This window comes from Microbacterium sp. 71-23 (assembly GCF_001897265.1).
Taxonomy (GTDB): Bacteria; Actinomycetota; Actinomycetes; order Actinomycetales; family Microbacteriaceae; genus Microbacterium; species Microbacterium ginsengisoli.
Genome location: NZ_MKSL01000011.1, coordinates 143,254 through 166,126, shown reverse-complemented (window position 1 = coordinate 166,126; position 22,873 = coordinate 143,254). Strand labels below are relative to the sequence as shown.

Genomic DNA, 22,873 nt, shown 5'->3' with positions numbered 1-22,873 from the left:
GCTCGACCCTACGTCAGAGCCGGGACACGACGGCGTCTCGGCGGGAGCGACCCCATCACGACCCCGCCCAGCACGAGCACGAGACCGGCGATCTGCGCGAGGCCGAAGGCCTCGCCGGCGAGCGCCACCCCGAGCACGACCCCGGTCACCGGGTTGAGCAGTCCCACGACCCCGACGACGCTGCCGGGCAGGCGGGCGAGCCCCGTGAACCAGGCGGCGTACGCGAGCACGGTGGCCACCACGATGACGTAGGCGAAGCCCGCGATGGCGGGCGGGTCGAGCACCGGCGGCGCCCCCTCGACGAGGATCGCGAACGGCAGCACGACGATGGATCCCGCCACGAGCTGCCAGGCGGTCATCGTGACCGGCGGCACCCCCGCACCCCATTTCGCGGTCAGCACGAATCCGAGGGTCGACGAGAGCATCGCCCCGATCGAGGCGACCACACCCCAGGGGTCGACCGGGCCGCCGCCCGGCCCGAGCATGATCACGACGCCGACGATGCCGACGAGGGCGCCGACGACGGCGATCACCCGGGGGCGCTGGCCCCGCAGCATCCACGACAGCAGGATCATGAAGGCGGCCGACGTCGACATCAGGGTCGCAGCGAGGCTCGAGGGGAGCCGTTGGCCGACGATGTAGACGAGCACGTTCAGGCCGCCGACGGTCAGGGTGCCGAGCACGAGCGAGCGCCACCACCACGAGCCGCGCGGCAGCACCCGCACGAACGCGAGCACGACGAGGCCGGCGGGGAGGCATCGGATCACCCCGCCCCAGAGCGGGATGTCGGGCGGCAGCAGATGCCGGGTGACGACGTAGGTGCTCCCCCAGGCGATGGGCGCGATCGCGGTCAGGAGGATCCAGCGCCATCTTTTATCTTCCACGGAAGATAATCTACCGCGATCTCGACGTTCCCCTTCCATGGAAGATAAGGTCGCGTCATGGATGCCGCCCCCGACCGCGTCGCGCAGATCCAGGCCGACTGGCGGCGCGAGCGACCCGATCTCGACCCGTCGCCACAGGGAGTCATCGGACGCCTGCATCGCCTCGCGCTCGCCCTCACCGCCGAGCTCGTGCCGGTCTACGCCGCCCACAGCCTCACCGAGGCCGAGTTCGACCTGCTCGCGAGCCTGCGCCGCATCGGCGCCCCCTACGAGCTGCCCGCCGGAGAGCTCGCCGCCCACACCATGGTCACCACCGGCGGACTCACCAAGCGCGTCGACCGGCTCGTGCAGCGCGGCCTCGTCGCCCGCACCGGCTCCGCCACCGACGCCCGCCGCCGCCTCGTGCGCCTGACCCCCGCGGGCGTCGCCCTCATCAACGCCGCCTTCACCGACCACATGCACAACGAGCGCCGCCTCGTGCAGCTGCTGAGCGACACGGATGCCGCGGCCCTCGAGTCCGCCCTCACGCACTGGCTCGCCGCGCTCGGCGGCGACGATCCGACCACCCCGGGCGCTCTCCCGGCACGCTGACCCGAGCGCACGCTGACCCGAGCGCGCGGGACGACGCGGCCACCCCCGGTGGCCGCACCCGCCCGTGCGGGGCTACGCGGCGAGCGCCAGGTACGGCTCCCACCGCGGATCGGCCCGCTCGGTGCCGCGCACGGTCCACTGCGCGCCGCGCGGGGCGCCCGGCTCCATGCGCAGCGTCCACGCCATCTCCTGCGGCGTGCGGTCGCCCTTCACGTTGTTGCACCGCAGGCAGCAGGCCACGAGGTTCTCCCACGTGTCCTTGCCCCCGCGCGACCGCGGCTGCACGTGATCGATCGTCGACGCCGCCTTCCCGCAGTAGGCGCAGCGGTTGCCGTCGCGACGCAGCACGCCTCGGCGGGTGACCGGCACCCGGCGCGCGCCGGGCACGCGCACATAGCGGCTCAGGATGATCACGGCGGGTCTGTCGCACGCGCCGCGCAGCCCCACGACGGGGTCTCCTTCGACGCGTTCGACGACCGTGGCCTTCTCGTTCATCACGAGCACGAGGGCTCGTTTGAAGGAGACCACGGCCAATGGCTCATAGCCGGCGTTCAGCACCAGGGTGCGCATATCTCGTGTCCTCTCGAATCGCCGGGACGGCTTCGCGGATATTCGATTCGTGACGCGAGGGAGAGTCTTCAGGGCATGAAAAAAGGCGCTGTCTCACAGACAGCGCCTTGGACGCACGGCGACCCCGTGGCATCCGCTCACATGATGCCGAAGGACGAGCAGACCGAGCGCGTCCGTGGTGCGGATGCGAGGTATGCAGCCCATCGGCTTCCTCCGAATCTCTCTCGGCGTCGAGTCAGAGAATAACCCACCACGACACGCCCGGGCGCACAACGGCCCTGAACACGAGGTTGCGTGTCGGGGAACGAGAGAGCGGATGCCTCGCTCAGCCCGCGTTCTGCTGCAGCCAGGCGTACGGGTCGACGTAGTTGCCGTTGATCTTCACCTCGAAGTGGAGGTGGTTGGCGGTCGACTGCCCGGTGGAGCCCATGAGGCCGATGATCTGTCCCACCTGCACCTGCTGGCCGGGCTGCACGAGCACGCCGCCGTCCTCGAGGTGGCCGTAGAGGGTGCTGACCTGCTGGCCGTTGATCACGCTGTCGATGACGATCGCGTGTCCGTAGCCGTAGTAGTAGTTGCCCGCGGCCGCGACGCGCACGGTTCCTGCGGCGGCGGCGAAGATCGGGGTGCCCTGGGCGTTGAGCAGGTCGACGCCCATGTGGGTGCCGCCGCGCGAGAGGAAGCCGTCGCCGACCCTGGTGCCCGCCATGTCGACCGGCCAGCGCACGATCCCGCTGCCGGGGGCGACGAGGCTCAGGTTGACCGACGCGACGCGGCTGACGACGCTCGCCGACTTCGCGCGGGCAGCGGCCGCCTCGGCGGCCTTCTTCTTCGCGAGCTCATCGGCGGTCGTGGCCGAGTAGCTGTCACGCGTGATGCTCGACTGCGAGGCATCCGAGGCGATCACGAGCGACTGGGCGTTCTCGGCGGCGAGCTGCTGCACGGTCTGGGTTCCATCGCCCGAGGAGAACGCGCCGTAGGCGGGGAGGGCGACGGTCGCGACCAGACCGCCGACCATCGTCAGGATGACGACGCTGCGCACGGGGCCGGCCGCGCCCTTGCGGCGGGGAGCGCTGGAAGTGGGGCGCACGGCGCTCGCCACCTGCTTCACCTTTCCCTTGGCCGCCTCTGCGGCAAGACGTGCGCCCTCTCGGGTGCTGCGCCTCGTGGCGGGGGCCGTCGCGGTCTCACCGCTCTCGGGGGTAGGCGAAATCTCGTTGTCGGTCACTCAATCCTCCGGCGCCCCTGGCGGCGTGCGCCCGGCTCGTCGGCACTGTGTGTTTCGGGCACGTGGTGCGGGTCGCGGAGGGAAGGACGAGCCGATGGGGCGATTCACTCCGGGTCCGTCGGCGGGATTGTCGCCTGTGGACTGTGACAGGCTACCCGACGGTAACGAACATGTCACGTCGATCTGACGGCGCGTGCGGATGCCGCGGCATCCCGACCCGCGGCGTCGGCGCCCCCGGGCGCCGACGATCAGGCGCGGTCGTCGACGAGGAAGATGTGCGCGGCGACCTCGATCGGCAGCTCCAGCCCCTCGTCGGTGCCGTCCATCTGCACGAGCACGTAGCCCTCGCTGTAGCGATAGGTGCCGGATGCTCCGGGCACGACGCCCGCGCCGCGCAACTGCTGCAGCAGCTCGGGGTCGACCTGGGCGGGCTCGGCGAGTCGGCGCACGGTGCCGGTGACGGGCTCGTCGCTGTCGCCGAGGCGGCGCACGAGTCCGACCACACCCTGCTCGAACGTGGTCGCCGGGCTGTCGCCGAGCTGATCGAGGCCGGGGATCGGGTTGCCGTAGGGCGACTCGGTGGGGTGACCGAGCAGCTGCACCAGTCGACGCTCGACCTGCTCGCTCATCACGTGCTCCCAGCGGCAGGCCTCTTCGTGCACATAGGCCCAGTCGAGGCCGATCACGTCGGAGAGGAGGCGTTCGGCGAGACGGTGCTTGCGCATCACGTCGACGGCCTTCTGGCGCCCCGCGCCGGTGAGCTCGAGCGACCGGTCGTCGGCGACGACGACGAGGCCGTCGCGCTCCATGCGCCCGACCGTCTGCGAGACCGTGGGTCCGGAGTGCCCGAGCCGCTCCGAGATGCGGGCACGCAGCGGGATGATGTTCTCCTCCTCGAGCTCGAGGATCGTGCGCAGATACATCTCGGTGGTGTCGATGAGATCGGTCATGCGGAGTCCTCGGGGCGCAAGAAGGGAATGAGGAAACCCTATCCAATCCCCGCCGACACCGGGCCGCGCGGTGGGGCGATCGCGTGCGTCATGGGGGCGTCGCGGCATCCGTCGCGCCTTTAGGATCGGTGTCATGCCCCATGTCGTGCTGCCCCGCGAGATCCTGCCCACCGACGGACGCTTCGGCTGCGGGCCGTCGAAGATCCGCGCCGCCCAGCTCGAGCACCTTGTGGGCCCCGGTGCGAGCATCCTCGGCACCTCGCACCGCAAGTCGCCGGTGAAGAACCTCGTCGGCAGCACGCGCGCCCGCCTTGCGGAGCTGCTGCGCCTGCCCGCCGGCTACGAGATCATCCTCGGCAACGGCGGATCGACCGCCTTCTGGGATGCCGCGGCATTCGGTCTGATCGAGCGCCGGGCGCAGAACCTCGTGTTCGGCGAGTTCGGCGGCAAGTTCGCGAGCGCCGCCGCGGCACCGTGGCTCGAGGCGCCCGATGTGCGCAAGGCGGAGCCCGGCACGTCGCTCGTCGCCGAGGCGGTCACGGGCGTCGACGTCTACGCGTGGCCGCACAATGAGACCTCCACGGGCGTCGCCACCGAGATCCGTCGTGTGCACGGCGACGAGGGCGCGCTCACCGTCATCGACGCGACGAGCGCCGCGGGCGGCATCGACTTCTCCGTCGCCGAAGCAGACGTCTACTACTTCGCGCCGCAGAAGAACCTCGGCTCCGACGGTGGGCTCTGGTACGCGGCGGTCTCGCCCGCCGCGATCGAGCGCATCGAGCGCATCGCCGCCTCGGGCCGCTACATCCCGGAGTTCCTGAGCCTGAAGAACGCACTCGACAACTCGCGCCTGCAGCAGACGCTCAACACCCCCGCGGTCTCGACTCTGCTGCTGCTGGACTCCCAGCTGGAGTGGATCCTCGAGAACGGCGGGCTGCAGTGGGCCGACGCCCGCACCCACGAGTCGTCGCAGGCGCTCTACGACTGGGCCGAGGCATCCGAGGTCGCAACCCCGTTCGTCGCGAACCCCGCCGACCGCTCGCCGGTGGTGGCGACGATCGACTTCGTCGAGGGGGTGGATGCCGCGGCGATCTCCGACAGCCTGCGCCACAACGGCATCGTCGACACCGAGCCCTACCGCAAGCTCGGCCGCAACCAGCTGCGCATCGCGACGTTCGTCTCGATCGAGCCGGACGACGTGCGCCAGTTGATCCGCAGCATCGACTACACGCTCGAGCACCTCTGATCCGGGGCGTGCCCCGACGGCACGTCAGGGTTCGAGGTGGGCGGCGAGGTTGGCCAGCGACGAGGTGATCCCCGTCGCGTGGTCGCGCGCGCGGATGCCGGGCGGCACGTCGCGCGCCTCGATCGTGACCTCGGCGCCCTCGGGAGTGTCCCGAACGCGCCATTCCATGGTCATGACGCCGGCGATCCCCGTGTCGTCTCCGACGAAGGTGACCGCCTGCACGATCCGCTCGCCGGGCACGACCTCGATGATGCGCACGTCGCTCACGTCGGCATCCGCCGTCGTCTTGCCCGGCGCGCCAGACGGATCGTCGTAGGTCAGCACGAGCCGGTAGCCGCCGCCGGCGCGCAGATCGAAGCGCTCGAACCGGCCGCGCATTCCGGCCGGCGGCAGCCAGGTGAGCAGTGCATCGGGGTCGATGAGCGCCCGGAACGCCTCGGCCGGGGAGACATGCACGAGCAGGCTCGCGCGATCGGTGCGCCGCATGCTCGCAGGCTACTCGCGACGCTCGCGCCGCGGGTCAGCTCGTTCTAGTCGCGGCCCTCGTCGGCGGACGTCGCCGCATCGGCGTCGTCATCCTGGTCGTCGGCGTCATCCGCGTCGTCGATGTCGAGATCGTCGTCGGTGTCGTCTTCGAGCTCGTCGGTGTCGTCTTCGAGCTCGTCGGTGTCGTCGTCGCCCTCGAGGTCGTCGTCGCCGTCGAGGTCGTCGGTGTCGAGATCGTCCTCGTCGATGTCCACGCCGTCGACGTCGCCGGCGTGCAGCAACGACTCGTCGGCGTCGAAGTCGTCGTCCTCATCGTCGTCGTCCGCGTCCTCATCGAGGTCGTCGTCGTCATCCAGGTCGTCGTCGAGATCGGCATCGTCATCGGCCTCGTCGAGCTCGTCGGCATCGGATGCCGCGGCGAGCTGCGCCTGCTGCTCCTTGTACTCGGCGAGGCGCACCGCCCACGGCACCCAGTCGGGCGCCAGCAGCGCGTCATCGCCCGGAAGCAGCTCGACTTCGAGCACGGTCGGCTCGGTGTCGGCGACGCGGGCGAGGGACACATTCCAGAACCAGCCCGGATAGCCCGGCTGCGTCGTCGTGAACAGCAGTGTGATCACGCCGCCGGGCTCCGCACGATATCCCGCAGGCTCGCCGATGTTCGCGGCCGGGGTGATCTCGGCGAGCGCGGCGCGGGCCAACTCGACGCTGTTCAGCAGTTCGGGATCGGGGTCGACGTCCGGCTCCGCGGCCAGCTCGGCACTGTGCTCCGGCTCGACCACGACATCAGGCTCGGCCGCGAGCTCAGGCTCGGCCGCGCCGGTCGGCTCGACCACCGCATCGGTCGGGATCGGGGCATCCCGATCGTCGACGCCCTCGATGTCAGGCATCGAGGTCGTCCGCGACCTTGCGCAGCACGGCGGCGACCTTCTTGCCGTGCGAGCCGCTCGGGTAGCGGCCGTGACGCAGATCGGCGCCGATGCCGTCGAGCAGCTTCACGAGGTCCTCGACGATGACCGCCATGTCGTCGGCGTTCTTGCGCGAGCGCTTGGCGAGGCTCACAGGAGCCTCGAGCACACGCACCGACAGTGCCTGCGGTCCGCGCTTGCCGTCGGCGACGCCGAACTCGACACGGGTGCCGGTCTTGGGCGCCGCGGAACCCGCCGGCAGCGCCGTGGCGTGGAGGAAGACGTCCTGACCGTCGTCGGTCTGGATGAAGCCGAAGCCCTTCTCCTCGTCGTAGAACCTGACCTTGCCGGTGGGCATGGGAGAACCTCGCTGAATCGGCCCCGCAGGGCGGGGTGGGAACGTGTGCTGGCGCGGTGCGCCATCCCCTCAGCCTAGGCCACGCGTACCCATTAGGCTGATGCCGATGAGCAATCGCACTCAGGGGAACGACGTCCCCGTCCGCAGGATCGACCGGGTCCTTGTGTTCATGTCGCTCGGCATCCTTGTGCTGTCGATCCTGTGCTTCTTCGCCGTGATCATCGGCACGTGGCTCGGCATGCACCAGGCCGATTTCCTGACGGGCGCATGGCCGGTCGTCGCGGTCCTCCCCCTCATCGGGCTGCCGATCGCCTTCGTGCTGATGATGGTCGTCATCATCATGTCGTTCGTGCGGAGGGCTCGGGCCAACCGGGGGAAGTGACCCGTGCCTCGGTCCTCTGACGAACGCGCGCTCGCGAGCGCCCTCGCAGAGCTGACCGATGCCCAGCTGGTCGTTGTGCTCGACGCCCGGCAGCTGCCTGCCGCGGGGTCCTGGGACGACTTCTTCGACCTCGCCGACACCCTCCTCGACGACGCCGCCGTGACCCGCACCCTCGCCGCCCTCACCCGTGCCGAACTGCACGACCTCCACGCGGCGGGCACCTCCCCGCTGCCGACCACCGCCTCACCGCGCCTGCGGGAGCTGGCCCTTCTCGACGCCGACGGCGCCCCGCTCTCCTCCGTGGCGGCCAAGGCCGCCGAGGCGACGGATGCCGCCCCCTTCTCCCTCACGGACGCACCGGCGCCGAGCGGCGCCCTGGCGACGGGCACGGCGGCCGAGCAGGCGATGACCTCCGCAGCCGCCCTCGCCGACCTCGTCGTCTGGTCCTCGTCGAACCCCTTGGCCCGCACGGCGACGGGGGCTGTCACCGCGACGGAGCGAAAGCGACTCATCGAGGCGGGCGCGATCACCGACGCCGCCGAGCTCGACGACCTGGTCGCGCTCGGCGCGACGGCCGGTCTCCTCACGGCCGTCGACCGCGAATGGCTCGCGACCCCCGACGGCGCCGAATGGCTCGAGCTCGGCACCGTCGACCGGTGGCGGCGCGTGGCGGAGGCGTTCGCGCGGGCCCTGCCCCGCGGCATCCGCTCACCCGACGGCGGATACGCGGCATCCACGGTGTGGCCGGGTGCCTACCCGCGCGACACCGCCTGGCCCGCCGCCGCGGCGTCCCTCGTCTCGCAGGCCACCCGATGGGGGCTGATCGCCGCCGACGGCTCGGAGCCCGCGTGGGCCGCGCCGCTGCGCGCCGGCGCTCCCGCCGACGTCGCCGCACTCGCCCAGCATCTCGCCCCGGAGATCGACCGGGTCTATGTGCAAGCCGATCTGTCGGTGATCGCGCCCGGCACGCTGGTGCCGTCCGTCGAGCTGCGCCTGCGCGCCATGGCCCACCGCGAGACGCGCGCGCAGGCCTCGACCTACCGGTTCAGCGCCGAGACGCTGCGTGCCGCCGTCGCCGCCGGCGAGACGGCCGACAGCCTCCGCGCATTCATCGCCGGCATCTCGTTGACCGGCATCCCGCAGCCGCTCGACTACCTGATCGACGAGGCCGCCGACCGCCGCACGGTCGCGCGCGTGGGCATCGACCCCGTGTCGGGGAACACGATCGTCTCCGCCGACGACCCGCAGGTGCTCGCCACCATCGCCGTCGACCAGGCGGTGCGACCGGTCGGCCTCGTGCGCGACGGCGATCGGCTCGTGTCCCGCGTCTCGCGCGACGCCGTCTTCTGGACCCTCGTCGACGCCCGCTACTCCGCCGCCGCGATCGACGCTGACGGCGATGTCGAGCGGTTGCGGCGCCGCACGGCGAGCCCGGCACCGGTCGCGGCCGTCGCCCCGGCCGAGCGCTACGCGCCCCTCATCGCCCGGCTGCGCGCCGCCCACAGCGAGAACGCGGATGCCGCGTGGCTCGAGCGCGAGCTCGAACAGGCCGTCAAGACACGGGCGACGATCGAGGTCGCCGTCGAGCTTCCGGGTGGCGACCTGCGCTCGTTCACGATCGAGGCGACGGGCCTCGGCGGCGGGCGGCTGCGCGGCCGCGACCGCGCCGTCGACGTCGAGCGCACACTTCCCGTCTCGAGCATCCGCAGCGCGCGCCCCGTCTGAACGCAGCCGCCGCACCTGCTCCGGGCGGTAGACTGAGCGGCTATGTCAGACGGCCCCCTCATCGTGCAGAGCGACCGCACCGTGCTCCTCGAAGTGGCGCATCCCGCCGCGGAGGACGCGCGGCACGAGCTCGCGGTGTTCGCCGAGCTGGAACGCGCACCCGAGCACATCCACACCTATCGCATCACCCGCCTCGGGCTGTGGAACGCGCGCGCCGCGGGGCACGCGGCATCCGACATGCTCGCGACCCTCGACCGCTGGTCGCGGTTCCCGGTTCCGCCGTCGGTGTCCACCGACATCCGCGAGACCGTCGAGCGCTACGGGCGCCTGGTGATCGAGCGTGACGACGTGCCCGGCTACGAGGACGCCCTGGTGCTGCGGTCGACGGATGCCGCGGTGCTCACCGAGGTGGCCCGCAACAAGCGCATCCAGCCGCTGCTGATCTCCCACCCCGACGCCGGCACGTACGTGATCGACGCGTGGGCGCGTGGGCACATCAAGCAGGAGCTGCTGAAGATCGGATGGCCCGCGGAGGACCGCGCCGGCTACACGCCGGGCACGCCGCATCCCATCGACCTCGATGAGGGCCCGTGGCATCTGCGCCCCTACCAGCGCAAGGCCGTCACGACCTTCGCCGAGGGCGGGTCGGGCGTCGTGGTGCTCCCCTGCGGCGCGGGTAAGACGCTCGTCGGCGCGGCGGCGATGGCCGAGACCAAGACCACCACCCTCATCCTCGTGACGAACGCCGTCAGCGCCCGGCAGTGGCGCGACGAGCTTCTCAAGCGCACGACCCTCACCGCCGAGGAGATCGGGGAGTACTCCGGGCAGGTCAAGGAGGTCAAGCCGATCACGATCGCGACCTATCAGATCCTCACCGCGAAGCGGAAGGGCGAGTACGCCCACCTGTCCCTGCTCGATGCGCTCGACTGGGGCCTCATCGTCTACGACGAGGTGCACCTGCTGCCGGCCCCGGTCTTCAAGCTCACCGCCGACCTGCAGGCCCGCAAACGCCTCGGCCTCACCGCCACCCTCGTGCGCGAGGACGGCCGTGAGGGCGACGTCTTCAGTCTCATCGGCCCCAAGCGCTTCGATGCGCCGTGGAAGGAGATCGAGTCGCAGGGCTTCATCTCCCCCGCCGCCTGCTACGAGGTGCGGGTCGACCTTCCGGCAGGCGACCGGCTCGAGTACGCGGCGGCCGCCGATGAGGAGCGCTACCGTCTCGCGGCGACCGCGCCCGCCAAGATCGACGTCGTGCGTCGCCTCGCCGACCGGCACGTGGGCGAGCAGATCCTCGTGATCGGTCAGTACCTCGATCAGATCGACACCCTCGCCGAGGCGCTCGACGCCCCGAAGATCACCGGCGCGACCCCTGTCGACGAGCGCGAACGGCTCTACGCCGACTTCCGCGAAGGCCGCATCCCGCTCCTCGTGGTCTCGAAGGTCGCCAACTTCTCGGTCGATCTGCCCGAGGCATCCGTCGCCATCCAGGTGTCGGGGTCGTTCGGCTCCCGCCAGGAGGAGGCCCAACGGCTCGGCCGCCTGCTGCGCCCGAAGACCAGCGGTCACACGGCGAGCTTCTACACGCTCATCGCGCGCGACACGGTCGACCAGGACTTCGCCCAGAACCGTCAGCGCTTCCTCGCCGAGCAGGGCTACGCCTACACGATCCTCGACGCCCACGGCATCGCGGCCTGAGACGTTCGGGGCGCGCATCGGCGTGTTTCCGGATGTCTCAGCCCCCGCACGGGCGCAGATCACCATAATGGGGGCATGACTGCTGCACGCATCCTCGTCGTCGACGATGAGCCCAACATCCGCGATCTGCTGGTCACGAGCCTGAACTTCGCGGGCTTCCAGGTCCGGGCCGTCGCCAACGGGGCGCAGACCATCTCGGCCGTCCTCGAAGAGGAGCCCGACCTCATCGTGCTCGACGTGATGCTGCCCGACATGAACGGCTTCAGCGTCACCAAGCGCCTGCGCGAGGCCGGCTACACGGCCCCCATCCTGTTCCTGACCGCCAAGGACGACACCGAGGACAAGATCACCGGCCTCAACGTCGGCGGCGACGACTACGTCACGAAGCCGTTCTCTCTCGACGAGATCGTCGCGCGCATCCAGGCGATCCTGCGCCGTACGATGCAGGCCGACGAGGAGTCGGTCATCCGCGCCGGGGAGATCACCATGGACCAGGACACCCACGACGTGTTCGTCGGCGACGCCACCATCGAGCTCAGCCCCACCGAGTTCAAGCTGCTGCGCTACCTCATGCTCAACCCCAACCGCGTGCTCTCGAAGGCCCAGATCCTCGATCACGTGTGGGAGTACGACTTCAACGGCGACGCCGGCATCGTGGAGAGCTACATCTCCTACCTGCGCCGCAAGATCGACCCGCACGCCAGCGAGCCGCTCATCCAGACCAAGCGCGGCTTCGGCTACATGCTGAAGGCCGGCAAGTCGGCCTGACCGGTGCGCGCTGCGCACGCGGCGGCGTGATCGTCAGATGAGCGCCGCCAAGAGGGATCCGCTCACCGCCTGGTGGCGGAACATCAGCCTGCGGGCGAAGGTGACCGGGGTCACCGTCGCCGTGCTCGTCATCGGGCTCGTCGCCGCCGGCTTCGGCACGATGGTGTTCCTGCGCACGACGCTGCTCACGAACCTCGACACCACCCTGCTGCAGCTCGTCGGGCCCACCGGCGTCAACCAGCTCATCACGGTCACGACGGATGACGGCGCCGCGACCTTCGAGCGCAACAAGAGCGCCGTCGCGACCGACTACTTCGTCGCCATCTACGCCCCGGGCACGGGCGAGCGGCTCATCACCGCCGGCGGCGAGCCCGGCGCGCCGCAGCCGAACTTCCCGGCGACCTTCGCGCTCGACACCGCCTACACGCAGCAGGAGACGGTCTTCGAGCTGACCGGCGAGGACGACACGCACTTCCACGCGACGGTCTCGGTCACCCAGGTGCCCGGCACGAGCGCCTTCTACACGCAGATGGTCGTGATGCCGCTGGCTCCGACCGACCGTGTCGTGGCGACCTACCTCGGCATCTTCTCCCTGCTCGCGATCTTCATCGTGATCGCGAGCGCGTTCCTGGTGCGCTGGGTCGTGACCCTCACCTTCCGAAGCCTCGGCGCCGTGGAGCGCACGGCCGAGCTCATCGCCGCCGGCGACTTCAGCCAGCGCATGTCGGACGTCGAGTCGGAGACAACGGAGGTCGGGCGTCTCAAACGCGCGCTCAACGCCATGCTCGGCCGAGTCGACGAGTCGCTGTCGCAGCGCGACGCCACGGTGCGGCAGATGCGCCGCTTCATCGGCGACGCGAGCCATGAGCTGCGCACTCCGCTGGTGACCGTGCGCGGCTACGCGGAGCTCTACCGCATGGGAGCGATCCCCGAGGGAGCATCGACCGCGCAGGCGATGGAACGCATCGAGAAGGAGGCCATGCGCATGGGCGCCATGGTCGAGGATCTCCTCGCGCTCGCCCGGCTCGACGAGCGCCGCGACATCGAGGTGGTGCCACTCGACCTGCGCCCGATCGCTCGCGACGCCGCGCTCGACGTCGGGGCGTCGGCCCCCCAGCGCACGGTCACGGTGATCGACACGACGGCGGCGCACACGCGGATCCCGGATGCCGCGCATCCGACGCCGGGCGAGGCGCCCGAGCCGGAGACTCCCGCCGCCAAGCGGCGCGGGCGGGCTGCGGCATCCGCTCGCACCCGAGCCGCGGGAACGCTGGCACGCCTGCGCCGCCGACCCCGCACCGGCGAGGACGTCGGCACGGGAGAGCTCGCGGTGATGACCGAGCCGGTGTACGCGATGCCGCCGATCGTGATGGGCGAGGAGAATCGCGTGCGACAGGTCGTGGCGAACCTGCTCGGAAACGCGCAGAGGTTCTCCGCCCCTGACTCGCCGATCGAACTGCGGGTGGGCACCGACGAGACGGCCGGCCTCGGGTGGATCGAGGTCATCGACCACGGCGAGGGCATCCCCGAGCAGATCCGCGAGCAGATCTTCCAGCGGTTCTGGCGGGCCGACACCTCCCGCGCGCGCGAGACCGGCGGGTCGGGTCTCGGACTGTCGATCGTCGCGTCGATCGTCGATGCGCTGCACGGCTCGGTCGAGGTGAGCGACAGCGCGGGCGGGGGCGCGACATTCCGGGTGTCGCTGCCGCTCGCTGTGCATCAGGATGTCGCGGCGCACCTGCTGATCGAGACCCAACCTCTCCCCCGTCTCAGCCGCGCGGACTGACGCGCGTCCTCCCCAGGCGGGCGTGCGCATGCGCTCTCCCCCGCGTGGTCGTCCCGTCAGCGGCCGCGCTGCCGCGGCGCCCTAGCGTGGGGGCACCAGACGAAAGGAGCCTCCCATGGCCGTGTTCTCCGCCGACAGTGACCAGATCCTCGCCGCCACCGGTGCCGTGCGCGGCACCATCGACCGGCTGCAGGGCGAGGCGGCCACGCTTCTCGCCCAGCTCACGCACCTGCAGTCCAGCTGGACGGGCTCGGCCGCCCTCGCTTTCCAGGGCAGCATCGATGGATGGCAAGCGACGTACCGCACGGTGGAGGAGAGCCTCGCCGGCATCAACGCCTCGCTCGTGCAGGCCGGCCAGGCCTACGCCCAGACCGAACAGCTCAACCTCGCACTCTTCCGCTGAGCGGGCGACGAGCCACATTCGCTCGCCACCGATGCGAAACGGCGGATGCCCCGGACCGTGAGGTCCGGGGCATCCGCCGTTTCGCAGGCGTCAGGACTCAGAAGTCCATGCCGCCGGTCGGGTCGCCCGCCGGAGCGGAGACCTTCTCGGGCTTGTCGGCGACGACGGCCTCGGTCGTGAGGAACAGGCCCGCGATCGACGCGGCGTTCTGCAGAGCCGAGCGGGTCACCTTGGCGGGGTCGATGATGCCCTGCGCGAAGAGGTCGCCGTACTCGCCGGTCGCGGCGTTGAGGCCGTGACCGGTGGGGAGCTCCGCCACCTTGTTCGCGACGACACCGGGCTCGAGACCGGCATTGAGCGCGATCTGCTTGAGGGGGGCCTCGATGGCGACCTTGACGATGTTCGCACCGGTCGCCTCGTCGCCCGTGAGCTCGAGGCTCGCGAACGCGATCTTGCCGGCCTGGATGAGCGCGACGCCGCCGCCGGGGACGATGCCCTCCTCGCCGGCCGCCTTCGCGTTGCGCACGGCGTCCTCGATACGGTGCTTACGCTCCTTGAGCTCGACCTCGGTCGCCGCACCCGCCTTGATGACGGCCACGCCGCCGGCGAGCTTGGCGAGGCGCTCCTGGAGCTTCTCGCGGTCGTAGTCGCTGTCGGTGTTGTCGATCTCGCGACGGATCTGGGTCACGCGGCCCTCGATCTGCGCGGGGTCGCCGGCACCCTCGACGATGGTGGTCTCGTCCTTGGTGATGATGACCTTGCGGGCGCGGCCGAGCAGGTCGAGGGTGGCGTTCTCGAGCTTGAGACCGACCTCCTCGGTGATGACCTGGCCACCGGTGAGGATGGCGATGTCCTGCAGCTGGGCCTTGCGGCGGTCGCCGAAGCCGGGGGCCTTGACGGCGGCCGACTTGAAGATGCCGCGGATCTTGTTCAGCACGAGCGTCGCGAGAGCTTCGCCCTCGACGTCCTCAGCGATGATGAGGAGCTCCTTGCCGTCCTGGATCACCTTGTCGACGACGGGCAGAAGGTCCTTGATGTTCGAGATCTTCTGGTTCGCGATGAGGATGTACGGGTCCTCGAAGACCGCCTCCTGGCGGTCGGGGTCCGTGACGAAGTAGGGGTTGATGTAGCCCTTGTCGAAGCGCATGCCCTCGGTGAGCTCGAGCTCGGTGCCGAAGGTGTTGGACTCCTCGACGGTGACCACGCCCTCCTTGCCCACCTTGTCGATGGCCTCGGCGATGAGCTCGCCGATCGCCGGGTCGGCGGCCGAGATCGACGCGGTGGCGGCGATCTCCTCCTTCGACTCGACCTCCTTGGCCGAGGCGAGCAGAGCGTCGGTGACGGCCTTCACGGCCTTCTCGATGCCCTTCTTCAGGCTGATGGGGTCGGCGCCGGCCGCGACGTTGCGCAGGCCTTCCTTGACGAGCGCCTGAGCGAGCACGGTCGCGGTGGTCGTACCGTCACCGGCGACGTCGTCGGTCTTCTTCGCGACCTCCTTGACGAGCTCCGCGCCGATCTTCTCGTACGGGTCGTCGAGCTCGATCTCCTTGGCGATCGAGACACCGTCGTTCGTGATCGTGGGGGCGCCCCACTTCTTCTCGAGCACGACGTTGCGACCGCGGGGGCCGAGCGTCACCTTGACGGCGTCGGCCAGGGTGTTGAGGCCGCGCTCGAGGCCGCGGCGGGCCTCCTCGTCGAAAGCAATGATCTTTGCCATTGTGTGTCGTCCCTCCCGGACGGGCTAGGTCTTTAGCACTCAGTCTGATCGAGTGCTAAATCATTCTGGCACTCGCCCCCGGGGAGTGCAAGCCGGTCGGAACGGGGCGTCACACCTCCCGACATGCGTCGACGCCGCCCCGAAGGACGGCGTCGATGTGAGAAGTGTGACGGGGATGCCGCGGCTCAGGCGACGACGCGCACGGCTTCCGCCTGCGGGCCCTTCTGGCCGGAACCGACGGTGAACTCGACCGCCTGCCCCTCTTCGAGCACACGGAACCCGTTCATCTCGATGTTGGAGTAGTGCACGAACACGTCCTGGCCGTCGGAGACGGTGATGAAGCCGTACCCCTTCTCAGCGTTGAACCATTTGACAGTGCCATGGGCCATGATGCGTACTCCTGAAGCTGTGTGACGCGGCCATCGTATCCACGCCGATAGGCGCGGATTCGCGGAGAACGCAACTGCTTACACGCGCGCATCGAAGTGTTTACGCCGCGGAAACACGGCCCGGGAACCGCCGCTCGACGGCCTCAGGGCGCGGGCGTGGCCGTGCCGAGCTGATAATCGGCGCCGAGCACGATCGTGAGCTGCTTGGTGCTCGCCGAGGTCGCACCGGGACTCGGCGTGCCGGAGGCACCGGTGTAGGCGTTGCTCTGCACGATGGAGCCGGCATTGAGGAGATCGGCGAGGCCCTTGGCGGCACCGAGGTCCGCGTCGGATGAGTAGTAGACGGTGGTCGTGGCGAAGCTCGTCGTGGAGGCGGCACCGGCGATCACCTTGTCGGCGGTCCACCCGGCGGCCTCGAGCCGGGCGACAGCATCCGTCGACGCAGCGGGATTGGCCGTGCCGTTGAGCACCAGGATCGAGTACGACGTGTCGCGCACGGCGGGAACCTCGGGGGTGTCGGAGTAGCTCGGCGCGGTCTGCGGCGTGAGGTCGATGCGGCCCGTGTAGACCATCGACGCGAAGATGCCGGCGACCAGGAGGACGACCGTTGCGATCGCGGCCCAGAAGAGCACGAGGCCGGCGCGCATGCGCGGGTTCTCGGCGCGGTGAGCGCCGACGCGGCCGGACGCGGCGGAGACGCCGTCGAAGCGATCGCGAGGGTAGGTCTGCCTGGACACCAGTGCATCGTACAAGTACGGTGCCCTCACTCCGCTCGACGTTCGCCGTGCGAACGTCAGGCCGACAGCCCGGAGGTGCGCCGGGCCCGGGCATCGACCCGGGCTGTGCGCAGGCGCCGCAGTCGGGCGACCAGCATGGGCTCCGCGGCGATCGCGTCGTCGGTGTCGATCAGGCGCCCGAGGAGTTGGTAGTAGCGCGCCGGGGCGAGCGAGAGCTCCGCTCGGATCGCCTCCTCTTTGCCGGCTCCGTGCCGCAGCCACCGCGCCTCGAAGTCGAGGATCGACCGGTCGCGTTCGGAGAGGGGCACGGCGTCAGATTACGACGCGGATGCCGCGGCATCCGCCCGCCACTCCACGAACCCGCCGAGCGGGTCGACGGCCGCGAGCACCTCGCCGTCTCGGGACAGCGCGAACCGGCCGGCGGGCCACGTGGCGGGATCGATCGGCGCGTTCCAGCCGTCGTGCAGCCCGGGGTCGTCGAGGGTGATCCAGGTGCCCGCGGCCCGAGCCGCATCGATGACGAGACCTCGGCGAGCGCGCGGCACGTGCGCGAGCACCCCGGGGGTCGTGACGACGAGGGTGGCACCGGTCGGCGCGAGCGCCGCCAGCTCGCCGATGGCGCCGTCCGCGGCATCGGCGGCGCGCAGCAGGGGCGGATCGGCGGCGGCGATGTCGAGCGACCGCTCGATGCGCTCCGCACGCCCGCTCTCGCCGGGCCAGACCAGCGCGGTCAGCCAGCGGCGGGTGGCTGTATCCCGAGGATCCAGGGGATTCAGGTCGATCCCTGCCCGCCAGACGACCTCGGGCAGGCGCAGGCGCGGCATGTTCCCCCGCCACGACGCGCGGAGGAGGACGGGGCTCTCGCCGCCGGCGGGATCGACGGCGACAACCCCGTCGGGCGCCTCGTAGCGGTAGGAGTAGCGGTCGGGGTAGAGGCAGAGCCCGGCGCTCGCCCCCACTTCCAGAAGCGCGATGGGGCCGTCGACGGCGCTGAGGGCCGGGAGCAGCGCCGCGCAGCGCAACGGCTCGTTGGTCTGGATGCTGCGGCTCTCGCAGCCCACGACGAGGTCCTCGATGTGCGCCCTCACCCATTCAGCCCACGACGCGAACCCCGACTCGGGGGCGCCGAGCAGACGGGAGACGGCGAAGACGAGCGGCGGCTGCCGACGGGTGTCACGGATGCGGGCGATCAGCGCCGCGACACGACGATCCTCCGCGATGCCGCGCGCCCACTCCTCGTACAGCGCCGACCGGCCGGGGGCCTCGTCGCGGGCGAACCGACCGTAGCGGTCGACGACGGCATCGGTCTGGTCGGACATGGTCACATTCTCAGGCACGCGCGGAACAGCCCTGGCGCCGACGCGGTTGAATGAGGTGACGCAAGGAGAACCCGATGTCGTACAACGTGAACAAGACCGACGCGCAGTGGCGCGAGGAGCTCAGCGACACCCAGTTCGCGGTGCTGCGCCAGGCCGCGACCGAGCGGCCGTGGACCGGCGAGCTGCTCGACGAGGACCGCGCCGGCCTCTACACCTGCGCAGCCTGCGGTGCGGAGCTCTTCCAGAGCGGCACCAAGTTCGACTCGCACTGCGGGTGGCCGAGCTTCTATGAGTCCGTGCGGCCCGAGGCCGTCGAGCTCATCGAGGACCGCACCCACGGCATGGTGCGCACCGAGGTGCGCTGCGCGAACTGCGGATCGCATCTGGGCCACGTCTTCCCCGACGGGTTCGGCACTCCCACCGGCGACCGGTACTGCATGAACTCCATCGCCCTCGACTTCACTCCGGCCGAGGAGGCGTGAGCGCGCGCGAGGCGATGCTCGCGCGGCGCAGCTGGTCGAAGCTGACCGAGGCGGCCCCCTCCGACGAGGAGCTGGCCGCCCTCGTGTCGGCCGCGGGACGCGTCGCCGACCACGCGTCCCTGCGGCCGTGGCGCCTGGTGACCCTGCGCGGCGACGACCGTGTGCGCCTGGGCGAAGCGATCGCGGCGGCGACCGGGGCGGACGAGCCGTCGCCGAAGCCCCTGCGCGCGCCGCTGCTGGTCGCGGTCGTGACGAGCGTGCGCGCGAGCGAGAAGGTGCCGGCGTGGGAGCAGGAGGCCGTGGCATCCGGTGTCGGACACGCCCTCTCGCTGCTGCTCGACGAAGCGGGCTGGGGCGTCATCTGGCGCACGGGCGGCTACACGCGCTCCCGGGAGGTCGCGGCCCTGCACGGGCTCGGTCCCGAGGAGCACCTGCTCGGCTGGCTGTACGTCGGCGGCAAGCCCGAGGCGAGTGACCGCACCGGTCACGAGCGGGGCGTCGACCCCGCCGAGGTTCTGTCCGCGCTGCCTCAGGCCCGCTGACGGCGGCGCGCGGCGGCGATCACGACACCGGCGAGAGCCACCACGACACCGGCGAGGGCGATCGCCGGGTTCGGACCCGACTCCGGGGGCCAGATCGCATCGAGCGTGACGGATGTCGCGAGCAGTCCCACGACCGATCCGAGACCGAGCAGCAGCACCCCCGTGTGCCGCACGAGTGCGGCCGACAGGAAGATGTAGACGACGCCGATCGCACCGCCGAGGTAGAGCCAGCCCGCCCCGGGAACCGTGACGTGCAGCCCCGAGAGCGCCCCGTGCACGCCGCCCGCGATCGCGAGGGCGGCCGTGCCGCCGGCGAAGTTCACCAGCGTCGCCGTGAGCGGAGACTCCACGGCCTGACGGAGGCGCCCGTTCGTGGCCTGCTGCCACGCGATCCCGGCGCCCGAGACGAACGGGAGGAGCAGCATCCACCAGGGGACGGCCGTCGTTCCCTCCGAGCTCACCAGCACCACGACCGCCGCGAGCACGACGGCGCCGCCGACGATGCGCCCCCATGTCAGGGGGACGACCCCGGCGGGACCGTAGCCGACCCGGTCGAGCACGAGTCCGTTGACCGTCTGCCCCGCGACGACGCCGACAGTGAACAGCGCCACTCCGATGATCGCGACGGTGAGGCCCTGCGTCGCGACGGTGAGGGCGCCGGCGAGGCCACCGAGCAGCATCCATATGGGCACGTGACCGTGTCGCACGCCGGTCGCGAGACGCCGAAGGCCGGCACGGCCCGCGGGGAGGGCGAGCGAGAGCACGACGAGGATCACGAACCCCGACGAGAACGAGACGAACGCGGCGACGAAGCCGTCGCCCATCTCGTGACCGAGCGAGCCGTTGACGCGGGCCTGCAGGGCCGTGAGGATGCCGACCGCGACCGCTCCGCCGAGGGCGACGGCCCGCGGCATCCGCCGGTGTTCGGGGATCACCGGCTGCGTCGCGCTCACCCTCCGATCGTAGGCGGTGCGCTCAGCTGCCCCAGATCTCGGCGACGAGGTCGTCGAGGAGCTGCTCGGGCACGACGTTCGACGTCTCGAGGTAGATCCACACGTCTCCGCGCGCATACGCGGTCTGCGTGACGGTGACCGGGTACTGCGTGCTCTCCTTGGACAGCTGGCAGACCTCTTCGCCGACGTCCCCGACCGTGCACGTGTAGCCCTGCCCCGGAAGGGTCGACTGGGCATACGAGACGGCGGCATCCGGGTCGACCGTGCTGATCAGCAGCAGCACCCCGGTCGCGTCGCCCTCGATCCAGTTGCAGCCGAGAGCGAGCGTCGCGCCCGTCGGCGCCGGGCGGACGAAGCCCTTGCCGTCGCCCTGCAGCGACATCTGGTCGAGCGTCGACGCCCGGGTGGCATCGGAGCCGACCTTCGCGCAGTCGGTCGGCAGGGACGCGGTCGCGGTGGGCGAGGCGCTCGGGGTCGCGGATGCCGACGTGCCGGCGGATGCCGTCGTCGTCGGCGTCGGCGTCACGGCGCCCCCGCTCGGCCCTCCGCATCCGGCGAGACCGAGAATGAGGACGAGAGCAGCGGATGCCGCGGCGTTGCGTGCGCGCATAGGTGACTCCGAGGTGTGCAGGTGCTCGGATCATGGCGCGACACGCCTGTCGCCGTCAAGAGGCGGAGCGCACGGCCTGCGCCGGCCGGCTCCCCCGGACGGCACGGTCACGCGTGGTAGCCGAACCCGTCCGCCGGCACTGCGGGACCCGACGGGGTGGTGCCCGGCATGATCGGGAAGCCGGGAGCGAACTCGACGAGCGCTCCCCCCAGGGCGAGGAACGCGCTCGGGTCGCCCTCGAGCGTCGCCCGACCGGCGGCGAGCAGCTCGGGGGCGGTCGTGGCACCGACCATGAGGTCCTCGAGCGCGGCGCGCGTGACCGTGAGAGTCGCATCCGGCGACGCCGACTGGAATCCCTCGACGCTGGTGAGCGTGCCGTTGCTCACCTCGACGACGAACTCCTCGCCGATGTCGGTCACCCGCAGGTTCAGGATGCCGCGAGCCTCGCCCGCCGCGGTGCTGTCGAGTCGGATGGCGAGGTAGTCGAGGAACTGCTGCGTGCTGAGCGCCCGCACGAGGTCGGGGCTCGTCGCGTTCGCCGTCTGGCCCTCGGGGATGCCCGAGCGCAGCTCGAACGCCGCCGCCAGGAAGCTGTTACGCACACTCGGGCTCTCCTGCTGGTAGCCGATCTGCTCGAACGCGTCGGCGAGGAGATCGCGCGCGGCCTCGTTCGCCGGCTCCGCGTAGACGAGCTTGTTCAGGATCTCGACGGCCAGGAGGTCGTCGCCCGCGGCGATGAGCTCGTGGGCGCGCGCGAGGATGCGCTCCGCACCGCCCATGAGCTCCACATACAGCGGCGCGGACTCGCGGGGCGTGAGCGGGATGAGGGTCGAGGGGTTGCCGTCCCAGTAGCCGAGGTAGCGGTTCACCACCGCGCGCGCATTGTGCGCCACCGAGCCGTGGTAGCTGCGCGCCGCCCAACTGCGCTGCAGCGAGTCGGGCACCTGGTAGACCCGGTGGATCTCGTTGATCGTCACGCCCTGGTTGGCGAGGTGCATGACCCCGTTGTTGAGGTGCGCGTACGTGTCGCGCTGGGTGCGCATGACCTCCTGGATGCGCTCGTTGCCCCAGCGCGGCCAGCTGTGGGAAGCGAACATCACCTCCGCCTCCTGCCCGAACAGGTGCAGCGCCCGGTTGATCTGACGCGACCACTCCAGCGCATCGCGCACGAGGGCCCCGCGCAGCGTGTAGATGTTGTGGATCGTGGCGACGATGTTCTCCGCCGCCCAGAAGGCCTTGAGGTCGGGGAACCAGGTGTTCATCTCGGCGGGAGCCTCGGTGCCCGGCGTGTTCTGGAACACCATGCGCACGCCGTCGATCGTGAGCTCCTGGATGTCGTCGACGATGTCGACAGTGGGTGCGATGAGGCCGACGGTGCCCGCGGCGACGCCCTTCCCGATCGCCTGGTCGACGTGACCGAACGGTCCGCGCTCGAGGAGCGTGCCGTACTGGTAGAACATGCGCCGCACCATGGCGTTGCCCGCGTACACGTTCTCCGAGACCGCGTGCTCGAGGAAGCCGACGGGGGCGATGACCGGTACCGCACCGCTGTGCACGTCCGCGACATCCACCACGCCATGAGCGCCGCCGAAGTGGTCGCCGTGCGAGTGGGAGTAGACCACGGCGACGACCGGACGCTCGCCTAGGTGCTCGTTGACGAGAGCGAGGGCGGCGGCGGCCGTCTCCTTCGCCGTCAGCGGGTCGAACACGATCCAGCCCGTGTCGGAGCGGATGAACGAGATGTTCGCCAGGTCGAACCCGCGCACCTGGTAGATGTGGCCGGGCACCACCTCGAACAGGCCGTACTCCATGTTCAGCCGCGCCTGACGCTGCAGCGACGGGTGGATGGAGGCGAAGTCCTCATCGCCGAGCAGGAAGTCGTAGTCCCCGATGTTCCATGCCACGTGCCCCGCCTCGGCGAGGATCTGCCGATACTCGGGAGCGGCGAGGAACCCGCGTCGAGCCTCCGCGAGATCGCGGTCGTCGTCGAACGGCAGCTGTGCCGCCACCTCTTGGCGTCGGCGCAGCGTCGCGTCGGTCGGCTGCTTTCCCCGCGGATGGGCGTGGTCGTGCGTCATGTCGGGTTCCCCTCTCCCACAAAGCCCCTGCTGCGCAGGATAGCCCTCCGAATGATGGCGCACCCGCGC

25 protein-coding genes are annotated in these 22,873 nt (G+C 70.7%); 10 read left to right on the top strand and 15 right to left on the bottom strand.

Features of this window, described 5'->3' with window-relative positions:
* Positions 1 to 8: 8 nt before the first annotated feature.
* On the bottom strand, positions 9 to 884 hold the full coding sequence (locus BGO15_RS03310) for a DMT family transporter (protein ID WP_235557420.1): 876 nt from the start codon (positions 882 to 884) through the stop codon (positions 9 to 11).
* A 57-nt stretch (positions 885 to 941) separates the two neighbouring features.
* On the opposite strand from BGO15_RS03310, the gene BGO15_RS03305 reads away from it, so the two are divergent.
* Positions 942 to 1,475: a MarR family winged helix-turn-helix transcriptional regulator gene (locus tag BGO15_RS03305; RefSeq protein WP_056210236.1), complete on the top strand. Its 534-nt coding sequence runs from the start codon at positions 942 to 944 to the stop codon at positions 1,473 to 1,475.
* A 72-nt stretch (positions 1,476 to 1,547) separates the two neighbouring features.
* On the opposite strand, the gene BGO15_RS03300 is transcribed toward BGO15_RS03305, so the two are convergent.
* The 3 genes from BGO15_RS03300 to BGO15_RS03290 form a co-directional block, all read right to left on the bottom strand.
* Positions 1,548 to 2,045 (bottom strand): HNH endonuclease, encoded by a 498-nt coding sequence (locus BGO15_RS03300; protein WP_045246728.1) that lies wholly within the window; start codon positions 2,043 to 2,045, stop codon positions 1,548 to 1,550.
* 325 nt (positions 2,046 to 2,370) lie between these two features.
* Entirely contained in the window at positions 2,371 to 3,273 is a 903-nt protein-coding gene (locus tag BGO15_RS03295; RefSeq protein WP_235557421.1) for a M23 family metallopeptidase, read from the bottom strand.
* Positions 3,274 to 3,521: 248 nt separating this feature from the next.
* Complete coding sequence (locus BGO15_RS03290; RefSeq protein WP_056210237.1) at positions 3,522 to 4,223, bottom strand: iron-dependent transcriptional repressor DtxR; 702 nt, start codon at positions 4,221 to 4,223, stop codon at positions 3,522 to 3,524.
* Between the two features lie 133 nt (positions 4,224 to 4,356).
* Between BGO15_RS03290 and serC the strand changes: the two genes are divergently transcribed.
* Positions 4,357 to 5,469: a phosphoserine transaminase gene (serC, locus tag BGO15_RS03285; protein ID WP_056210239.1), complete on the top strand. Its 1,113-nt coding sequence runs from the start codon at positions 4,357 to 4,359 to the stop codon at positions 5,467 to 5,469.
* Between the two features lie 24 nt (positions 5,470 to 5,493).
* On the opposite strand, the gene BGO15_RS03280 is transcribed toward serC, so the two are convergent.
* Genes BGO15_RS03280 through BGO15_RS03270 form a run of 3 tightly spaced genes read right to left on the bottom strand, consistent with a single transcriptional unit; the run spans position 5,494 to position 7,218 of the window.
* Entirely contained in the window at positions 5,494 to 5,955 is a 462-nt protein-coding gene (locus BGO15_RS03280; protein WP_045246731.1) for an SRPBCC domain-containing protein, read from the bottom strand.
* Positions 5,956 to 5,999: 44 nt separating this feature from the next.
* Positions 6,000 to 6,842, bottom strand: coding sequence for a DUF3027 domain-containing protein (locus BGO15_RS03275; protein ID WP_082483254.1), 843 nt, complete (start codon positions 6,840 to 6,842; stop codon positions 6,000 to 6,002).
* Positions 6,835 to 7,218: a cold-shock protein gene (locus BGO15_RS03270; protein ID WP_045246732.1), complete on the bottom strand. Its 384-nt coding sequence runs from the start codon at positions 7,216 to 7,218 to the stop codon at positions 6,835 to 6,837. Before BGO15_RS03270 ends, BGO15_RS03275 begins: the two co-directional genes overlap by 8 nt.
* A gap of 106 nt (positions 7,219 to 7,324) precedes the next feature.
* Here BGO15_RS03270 and BGO15_RS03265 point away from each other — a divergent pair, with 106 nt between their 5' ends.
* The 6 genes from BGO15_RS03265 to BGO15_RS03240 all read left to right on the top strand — a co-directional run bounded on the left by BGO15_RS03265 (position 7,325) and on the right by BGO15_RS03240 (position 13,977).
* Positions 7,325 to 7,600 carry a hypothetical protein gene (locus BGO15_RS03265; RefSeq protein ID WP_045246733.1) on the top strand — a complete coding sequence of 92 codons (276 nt, stop codon included), beginning with the start codon at positions 7,325 to 7,327 and terminating at the stop codon, positions 7,598 to 7,600.
* A gap of 3 nt (positions 7,601 to 7,603) precedes the next feature.
* Complete coding sequence (locus tag BGO15_RS03260) at positions 7,604 to 9,325, top strand: helicase-associated domain-containing protein (protein WP_056210241.1); 1,722 nt, start codon at positions 7,604 to 7,606, stop codon at positions 9,323 to 9,325.
* 42 nt (positions 9,326 to 9,367) lie between these two features.
* A complete protein-coding gene (locus tag BGO15_RS03255; RefSeq protein ID WP_056210242.1) occupies positions 9,368 to 11,020 on the top strand; it encodes a DNA repair helicase XPB in 1,653 nt (550 codons plus the stop codon).
* 75 nt (positions 11,021 to 11,095) lie between these two features.
* The gene (locus BGO15_RS03250; RefSeq protein WP_045246736.1) at positions 11,096 to 11,788 is read left to right on the top strand and encodes a response regulator transcription factor; all 693 of its coding nucleotides are present in this window, start codon (positions 11,096 to 11,098) and stop codon (positions 11,786 to 11,788) included.
* Between the two features lie 37 nt (positions 11,789 to 11,825).
* Entirely contained in the window at positions 11,826 to 13,574 is a 1,749-nt protein-coding gene (locus BGO15_RS03245; RefSeq protein WP_082483255.1) for a sensor histidine kinase, read from the top strand.
* Positions 13,575 to 13,689: 115 nt separating this feature from the next.
* Positions 13,690 to 13,977 (top strand): WXG100 family type VII secretion target, encoded by a 288-nt coding sequence (locus tag BGO15_RS03240; RefSeq protein WP_056210245.1) that lies wholly within the window; start codon positions 13,690 to 13,692, stop codon positions 13,975 to 13,977.
* A 97-nt stretch (positions 13,978 to 14,074) separates the two neighbouring features.
* Here BGO15_RS03240 and groL read toward each other — a convergent pair whose 3' ends face one another.
* The 5 genes from groL to BGO15_RS03215 all read right to left on the bottom strand — a co-directional run bounded on the left by groL (position 14,075) and on the right by BGO15_RS03215 (position 18,139).
* Entirely contained in the window at positions 14,075 to 15,694 is a 1,620-nt protein-coding gene (groL, locus tag BGO15_RS03235; RefSeq protein ID WP_045246738.1) for a chaperonin GroEL, read from the bottom strand.
* 185 nt (positions 15,695 to 15,879) lie between these two features.
* Positions 15,880 to 16,083, bottom strand: coding sequence for a cold-shock protein (locus tag BGO15_RS03230; protein WP_045246739.1), 204 nt, complete (start codon positions 16,081 to 16,083; stop codon positions 15,880 to 15,882).
* 143 nt (positions 16,084 to 16,226) lie between these two features.
* Positions 16,227 to 16,820: a LytR C-terminal domain-containing protein gene (locus BGO15_RS03225; protein WP_056210247.1), complete on the bottom strand. Its 594-nt coding sequence runs from the start codon at positions 16,818 to 16,820 to the stop codon at positions 16,227 to 16,229.
* Positions 16,821 to 16,876: 56 nt separating this feature from the next.
* On the bottom strand, positions 16,877 to 17,128 hold the full coding sequence (locus BGO15_RS03220) for a DUF3263 domain-containing protein (protein ID WP_056210249.1): 252 nt from the start codon (positions 17,126 to 17,128) through the stop codon (positions 16,877 to 16,879).
* A 9-nt stretch (positions 17,129 to 17,137) separates the two neighbouring features.
* A complete protein-coding gene (locus tag BGO15_RS03215; protein ID WP_056519151.1) occupies positions 17,138 to 18,139 on the bottom strand; it encodes a DUF2332 domain-containing protein in 1,002 nt (333 codons plus the stop codon).
* Positions 18,140 to 18,213: 74 nt separating this feature from the next.
* Here BGO15_RS03215 and msrB point away from each other — a divergent pair, with 74 nt between their 5' ends.
* Positions 18,214 to 18,621, top strand: a complete 408-nt coding sequence (msrB, locus tag BGO15_RS03210; RefSeq protein WP_045246743.1) for a peptide-methionine (R)-S-oxide reductase MsrB — start codon at positions 18,214 to 18,216, stop codon at positions 18,619 to 18,621.
* Positions 18,622 to 18,635: 14 nt separating this feature from the next.
* Positions 18,636 to 19,163 (top strand): nitroreductase family protein, encoded by a 528-nt coding sequence (locus BGO15_RS03205; protein ID WP_056210381.1) that lies wholly within the window; start codon positions 18,636 to 18,638, stop codon positions 19,161 to 19,163.
* On the opposite strand, the gene BGO15_RS03200 is transcribed toward BGO15_RS03205, so the two are convergent.
* From BGO15_RS03200 to BGO15_RS03190, 3 genes are all read right to left on the bottom strand, one after another.
* The gene (locus tag BGO15_RS03200; RefSeq protein WP_442922658.1) at positions 19,151 to 20,116 is read right to left on the bottom strand and encodes a DMT family transporter; all 966 of its coding nucleotides are present in this window, start codon (positions 20,114 to 20,116) and stop codon (positions 19,151 to 19,153) included. The genes BGO15_RS03205 and BGO15_RS03200 overlap by 13 nt on opposite strands.
* A 22-nt stretch (positions 20,117 to 20,138) precedes the next feature.
* On the bottom strand, positions 20,139 to 20,726 hold the full coding sequence (locus tag BGO15_RS03195; protein WP_056210252.1) for a DUF3558 domain-containing protein: 588 nt from the start codon (positions 20,724 to 20,726) through the stop codon (positions 20,139 to 20,141).
* Between the two features lie 107 nt (positions 20,727 to 20,833).
* The gene (locus BGO15_RS03190) at positions 20,834 to 22,804 is read right to left on the bottom strand and encodes an alkyl/aryl-sulfatase (RefSeq protein WP_056210253.1); all 1,971 of its coding nucleotides are present in this window, start codon (positions 22,802 to 22,804) and stop codon (positions 20,834 to 20,836) included.
* Positions 22,805 to 22,873 lie beyond the last annotated feature (69 nt).